Source organism: Sporichthyaceae bacterium, from assembly GCA_036493475.1.
In the GTDB taxonomy this organism is placed as follows: Bacteria; Actinomycetota; Actinomycetes; order Sporichthyales; family Sporichthyaceae; genus DASQPJ01.
Genome location: DASXPS010000209.1, coordinates 21,105 through 27,354 on the forward strand (window position 1 = coordinate 21,105; position 6,250 = coordinate 27,354).

At 70.9% G+C, this 6,250-nt stretch carries 6 protein-coding genes; 1 reads left to right on the forward strand and 5 read right to left on the reverse strand.

Features of this window, described 5'->3' with window-relative positions:
- The first annotated feature begins 1 nt into the window (after nt 1).
- A complete protein-coding gene (locus tag VGJ14_19995; GenBank protein HEY2834710.1) occupies nt 2–928 on the forward strand; it encodes a hypothetical protein in 927 nt (308 codons plus the stop codon).
- A 7-nt stretch (nt 929–935) separates the two neighbouring features.
- Here the strand turns inward: VGJ14_19995 and VGJ14_20000 are convergent, their stop codons facing one another.
- The 5 genes from VGJ14_20000 to VGJ14_20020 form a co-directional block, all read right to left on the reverse strand.
- Nucleotides 936–1,934 carry a phosphotransferase family protein gene (locus tag VGJ14_20000; protein HEY2834711.1) on the reverse strand — a complete coding sequence of 333 codons (999 nt, stop codon included), beginning with the start codon at nt 1,932–1,934 and terminating at the stop codon, nt 936–938.
- A complete protein-coding gene (locus VGJ14_20005) occupies nt 1,931–3,049 on the reverse strand; it encodes a hypothetical protein (protein HEY2834712.1) in 1,119 nt (372 codons plus the stop codon). The genes VGJ14_20000 and VGJ14_20005 overlap by 4 nt, the downstream gene beginning before the upstream one ends.
- On the reverse strand, nt 3,040–4,644 hold the full coding sequence (locus VGJ14_20010; protein ID HEY2834713.1) for a class I adenylate-forming enzyme family protein: 1,605 nt from the start codon (nt 4,642–4,644) through the stop codon (nt 3,040–3,042). Before VGJ14_20010 ends, VGJ14_20005 begins: the two co-directional genes overlap by 10 nt.
- Nucleotides 4,641–5,435, reverse strand: coding sequence for an enoyl-CoA hydratase/isomerase family protein (locus VGJ14_20015; protein ID HEY2834714.1), 795 nt, complete (start codon nt 5,433–5,435; stop codon nt 4,641–4,643). Before VGJ14_20015 ends, VGJ14_20010 begins: the two co-directional genes overlap by 4 nt.
- Before the next feature lie 17 nt (nt 5,436–5,452).
- A partial coding sequence (locus VGJ14_20020; GenBank protein ID HEY2834715.1) for an acyl-CoA dehydrogenase family protein occupies nt 5,453–6,250 on the reverse strand: 798 nt, incomplete at its 5' end.

Here is a 6,250-nt window from a genome sequence, read left to right on the forward strand (position 1 = left end):
CATGCCGACCACGCTGACGCAGTTCTCCGCCGCGGACGACCTGCTGCACAACGACTACTCCGCCGCAGGACCGCTTTCCCGGGAGAGCCTGGCGTTGACCGCGCCGCTGCCCGAGCACGGGTTGCTGCTGTTCGCCTACGTGTGGCGGGAGGGCGGCACGAAGTGGGGTCGGTTCGTCTTCGTGGCCGGGGCGGACATGGCCAAACCGGAGTACCTGTCCTTCGAGGCGGATGCCGAGTACGCCGGTGACGACCTGCGGGATTTCACCGTCAGTGGGCTGCGGGTGCGCCAACCCGAACCGCTGCGGGTCGCCGAATTCGCCTGTGCGGATGGGGAATTGGACCTCGCGCTGCGCTTCGAGGGCATCCATGCACCGTTCAGTTGGCACGACAACGCCGATGGCTGTCCGGAGTGGGTCGCGCACAACCGCTACGAACAGTCGGGCCTGACCTCCGGGCGGCTGATGCTGCGTGGGCGGGAACTGGAATTCACCGGCGTCGGGCACCGCGACCACTCTTGGGGCACCCGGGACTGGTGGCCGCTGCAGCACTGGAAATGGATCAATGCCGCAACCCCGGACGGGCGCACGTCGCTGCACTGCACGCTGGCGAACGTCAAGGGCGACGTCCGGATCAACGGCTACACCAACCGCGACGGCGTGGTCACCCCGATCGTGACCGCGACCGCGAAGGCGGACCTCGACGAGGCGATGGTGCATCGGCGGGTGCAGACCCGGGTGGTGGACGAGACCGGCGTCGAGATGACGCTGGACGCGCACTACTCCGCGGGGTGGACGATGCCCATACAGCACATGTTCCTCAACGAGATCGGCATGTCCGCGACCCTGGACGGCCGGCCGGCCACCGCGCACGTCGAACTCGGCTGGCCGCAGGACTACGTGCAGGGCCTCATCGAGCGGGCCCGCTGACGATCCGTCAGGCGATCTCGCGGGCGAGTAGTTCGTAGAGCAGGTCCACCGGCGCGGCCTTGCCCATCGGCGATCCCTCGGCGAGCAGTCGCACGGCACGCACCGCGATCACGGTGAGCCGGAAGGTGGAGAACACCTGCCAGAACCCCAGCCGCGCAGGGTCGGGGTCACCGCCGGTGCGGGAGAAGTAACGCGTCAGCAGGCCCTCGGGGGTCCAGCCGTCGAGGAAGTGCTCCCGGCGGTAGATGGCGCCGGTGTACCAGCCCAGGTCGTCGAACGGGTCACCCAGGTGGGCCAGTTCCCAGTCCAGCAGGGCGGTCACCCGGCCGGCGTCGATGAGCACGTTGGCCGGCCGGAAGTCGCCGTGCACCAGGACCCGACGGGACGGTGGGGACGGACGGTGGGCATGCAGCCAGCGCAACGTCTCGTCGAGCACCGCCGCCTCGCCGTGGCCGAGCGCACGTTCATTGCTCAGCTCTGCCGTCCAGTGCGCCACCTCGTGCGCAGCGGGGTCCGGGCCGGGGTCGGGCAGCACACCGGTCAGCATGGCCGCGTCCACCGCGTGCAGGTCGGCGAGCAGGTCGACGAGTCGGTGCGCCACGGCCAACCGGCCGTCAAGGCCGAGGCCGAGCGGGTCGACGTCGCGCAGCACAGCGCGGTCGGCGCGGCCGGGTAACCGGCTGACCACGATCGAGGGCATCCCGAACACCGCACCGGTCAGATCCGCCGCGTGCACCACCGGCGTCGGCAGGTCCGCGTCGACCAGGACCTGCAGCAGCGCAGTCTCGCGCTGCGCGGAGGTGGAAACCACGCTTTGTTCGGGGTCCTGACGTAGCATCAGCTCCCGGCGTAGCCGTGGGCCGGCCTGCGTCCAGGTCGCGTCGAACGCCCAGTTGTGCTTGGAACTTCCCCCGCCGAGCAGCACCGGCTCGTCGACCCGCAGGTCCGCATCGGCGGGTAACCCGGCGGCGAGAAAGACGGTCAGCTGCTCGCGCAGATCACTCACGACTCGCGCCGCGATGGCAGCGCGTCGGAGTAGCGGTGGTAGCCGGGCAGCACCATGTACTCCACGATCCCGTAGCCGACCTGCCCGTTGTGGGTGACCTCGACCAGGTGGTCGCCGCCGGCCTTGGCGTAGCGGTAGAGCTGCGTGCGGTCGGTGAGGTCCCAGGCCTCGTGCTCGGCGGTGTTCTCGCCGCGCCATTGGCCCTGGAACCACCCGTTCCAGCCCTCGTAGCCACCGCCGCGCAGGTGCGCCCGACCGGGCAGCGTGCGCAGCCCGAACTCCAGCACGCGCCCGTCGGACAGACGCAGCACCAGCGTGCCGCCGGCCAGGGTCGGGGCCGGCGCGTCGGGCACCCAGGTCAGGTCGTGCTCGACAGCCACGATGGCCTCCGGCTCGGGCTCCTTTCCGACCAACGGGGTGAGTCCAGCGGACAGGTGCACGGCCCGGCCACCCGGCGCCTCCTGTAGGTAGATGTGCACCCCGAAGTCCGGCAGCTGCAACGGCGCGAACAGCAGCATCCGCCACTCCGGGCGCTCCGCAGGCGGCATGCCCGGCGCGCGGGGCAGCGGACGGGTGCCCCAGGAGTGGTCGCGTTCGCCCCACCAGGTGTCCTCGGACAGCGCCGCCTGCACGCCCGGCGCGCGCAGTGTGCCGGAACACCGGCCGTGCTGCACGTACCGGATGGCGTCATAGGTCACCCGGGCGCGAGAAATTTGGAAGAAACGGCCCTCCAGCAACGGCTCGGTGCGCGCGCGCCAGGTGACGTCGAACTCGATCCCGGCATCATTGGGGTCCAACCGCAGCCGCAGCTCGCGCAACGGCTCGACGACCTCGACCGACAACGGCCCGACCGATAGCTCGGTGCTGCGCGGCAGCAACGTGCGGGACAGCCGAAGGTTGCGTTGCGTACCGCCACTGGACAGCGCGACAAAGGCCTCCATCACATCGGTGTTCGGGTACTTGCCCAGGCCCAGGGTGAGCACGGTGTCGCCACCGACCACGTCCTGGAGGCTGATCCAGTACCGCTCCCGCCAGGACGGGTCGGAGGTCGCCACCATGGCGTGCGGCAATGAGGTCTGGTGAGTGAAGTACTCGTCGGCGGGCGTCAGTTGCACAGTGGCTCCTCGGGGCGGGGCTCCTCGGCGAACGTCGCACGCAACGTCTTCTTGTCGATCTTCTCCCCGGCCAACGTGGGCAGCGGTTCGGTGGTGATGCGCCACCTGCTGGGCACCTCGAAGTAGGCCAACGAGGCCCGGGCGAACTCGCGCAACTCCTCCGGGGTCGGCGCCGCTCCGGTGTGCCGCACCACCGCGACCAACTCCTCGCCGAGGTCGGCGTGCTCGATGCCGAACACGGCGACCTCGGTCACCACCGGATGGGTCAGCAACGTGGCCTCGACGTGCGCACAGGCGATGTTCTCCCCACCGCGGATCACGATGTCCTTGGCCCGGCCGGTGAGGAAAAGGTAGCCGTCGGCGTCGATACGGCCGAGGTCCCCGCTGTGCAGCCAACCGTCGGCGTCGATGGTGCCGTCATCGGCCGGGCCGTCCGGGGTGAGGTAGCCGAGCATCATCGTGGGCGTCCGGACGACGACCTCGCCGATGCCGTCGGCGTCCGGGTCGGCGATGCGGACTTGCGTGCACGGGGCGGGCAGGCCGGCAGTGCCCGGACGCTCGACGAGATCCGCCGCGCCCGCACTGGTGAGGAACCCGCCGGACTCGGTCATCCCCCAGTTGTTGCCCAACCCGCCGCGCTTGAGCTGGGGTAGCCGCTCGGTGATGGTGTCCAGCAGCCGCGGCGGGATGGGCGCCCCGCCCATGGGCAGCGCGCGCAACGAGCTCAGGTCGCGACCGGCGAAGTCGGGGTGGTCGATCAGCCGCGCAGCCATCGTGGGCACGCCCGCGAAGGTCTGCACCCGTTCGGACTCGATGAGCTCGAGCACCTGCGCGGGGTCGAAGCGGCCCTCGTTGAACACCAACTTCGCGCCGGTGAGCAACGCGAGCAGGATGTTGGTGACCCCACCGATGTGGAACAGCGGTGTGCACACCATGGTCACCGACTGCGGTCGGCTCGGGTCCAGATCGGCGGGCAGGCGCCGGGTTCGGGCCATGGTGTTGTGTTGGTTGGCGATCACCGACCGCCGCGGTAGCACCACACCCTTGGGCAGTCCCGCGGAACCGGAGGTGAACAGGACGAGCGCCGCATCCTCCTCGTCGCCCGGCCGGCAGCCCGGGTCCGCGGTGGCACCGAAAAGCCCGGCCAGCTCGGACAGCTGACGCACCTTCAGCCCGGGCGGGATCCAGTCCGGGCGGTCGGTGAGCGCGAGCACCGGGCGGGCCAGCGCGACCGCATGCTCCAGTTCCGCGGTCTGCCACCAGCGGTTGCCGAACACCGGCACCGCGCCCAACCACCAAAGCCCCCACAGCGCCAGCGCGAACTCCGGGCAGTTGTAGGACAGCAGCAGCACCCGGTCCCCGGCGCGCACCCCGTCCGCGGCCAGCGCGGCGGCCGCCGCGGGGATCGCGGCGTGGAACTCGCCGTGGCCGATCCTGCGCTCGCCCTGCACGAGAAACTCGCGGTCCGCCCAGCGGTCCGCGCCGACCAGCAGGTCGTCGAACTGCCGTGGCCGCACCGTGAACTGCAGGCCCGGTCCACCGCCGTAGTGGCTCGGCCCGATATCGATGCCCCACAGCGCGGCGAGTTTCGTCATTTGCCCTGCCACCGCCCCGGCCGGCCCTCCTTGAACGCGGCCACTGCCTCCAGCACGTCGTCGGTGCGGTTGCTGGTCGCCTCGTGCGCGAAGCCCACGTCGAGCAGTTCCTCCAGCCGGGCGGCCAGTCCGGCGTTCAACGTCTGCTTGGTGAGTTGCACGGCCACCGGCGGCAGCGCGGCCACCCGCGCGGCCAACTCGAAGGCCCGGACCCGCACCGCGTCCGGGTCGTCCACCAGGTCGGACACCAGACCGAGGTCGTGCGCCTGCTGCCCGGTCAGCGGTTCCCCCCACAGCAGGTGGCGTTTCACCCGGGCCAGTGGCAGGTTCACCCCCCAACTGATCGCGCCGCCGTCACCGGCCACCAGACCCATGTGCACGTGCGGGTCGACGATGCGCGCGGTCGGCGTGGTCACGATCGCGTCGGCGAGCAGCACCAGGCTGGTGGCCACGCCGAAGGTGTGTCCGTGCAGCGCCACGATCAACGGCTTACCGAATCCCGCGAAGGCTCGATACACCGACTTGCCGCGGGCCACCCCGGCGGCCAGCTGGGCCGGGTCGTCGTGGCCGGCCACGATGTCGTCCATGTCGCCACCGGCGGAGAAATGCTTGCCGGTCGATGTCCAGACCACGGCGCGCACGCCGGCGTTCATGTCCAGCTCGGCCAGCGCCGGGGCCAGTTCATCGATGAGGGCCGCGTCGAATCGGTTGAGCAGGTCCGGTCGGTTCAACTGCAGCTCGGCCACCCCGGTGGCGTCGTCGAGGAGGATCTGCAGGGTGCGTCGGTCCATGGCCGCACAGTCTGCCGTCACAGCGCGACCAGATCCGGCAGCCGGCGTTCCTCCACCAGTCGCGCGCCCACCTCGACGCGCAGCGCGGCGGTGCCGCCGAGCAACGGCTCCAGTAGCAATGCGCGGCGCAGGTACCAGTGAAACTCGTGTTCCCAGCTGAACCCCATGCCGCCGAGCAGTTGCTGCACGTGCTCGCGGGCCGTGCGCACGTAGCGCACCGCGTGCGCCTTGGCCAACGTCGCGGCCAACGGATCGGCGTCGTTGAAGGACGCCGCCAACGCCAGGTCGGCCACCTCACCGGCCAGCCGGACGTCGGCCAGCTTGTGCCGCACCACCTGGAACGCGGCCAGCTTGCGGCCGAACACCACCCGGCTGCCGGTGTGCTCCACCGCGAGGCTCAGCATGCGGTCGGCGATGCCGAGCAGTTCCGCGGCCAGCGCGCGCCGGCCCGCCGCCAGTGCGCGCGACCACGCGGCCCCGTCGGTGATCGGCTCGCCGATTTCGACCTCGCCGGAGCACCGGGTCCACGCTCGGTGTGGGTCCAGACCGGGGTCGGTGCGCTGATCCAGGACGGCCGCGGGGACGGCGATCACGCCGGCGTCGGTGGCCACGGCAACCGATGCACCGGCCTCGACCGGCCCGGTGAGCAGTGCATCGACGTACACCCGACCGGCGCGCACCAACTCCGGCCGCGATCGCGGTGGCATCGGCAACGCGACGCGGTCCGGGCCGTCGGCCAGTCCGGCAAGTTGGGACAGTTCGGCGAGCATCACCGCATCGAGCAGGGTCGCGGCGGTCAGCTTCGTGCCCTGCAG

Bases quoted from the DNA above. Each gene is read 5' to 3' on its own strand.
- VGJ14_19995 (HEY2834710.1), top strand. From the start codon at position 2: ATGCCGACCACGCTGACGCAGTTCTCCGCCGCGGACGACCTGCTGCAC.
- VGJ14_20010 (HEY2834713.1), bottom strand. From the start codon at position 4,644: ATGACGAAACTCGCCGCGCTGTGGGGCATCGATATCGGGCCGAGCCAC.
- VGJ14_20015 (HEY2834714.1), bottom strand. From the start codon at position 5,435: ATGGACCGACGCACCCTGCAGATCCTCCTCGACGACGCCACCGGGGTG.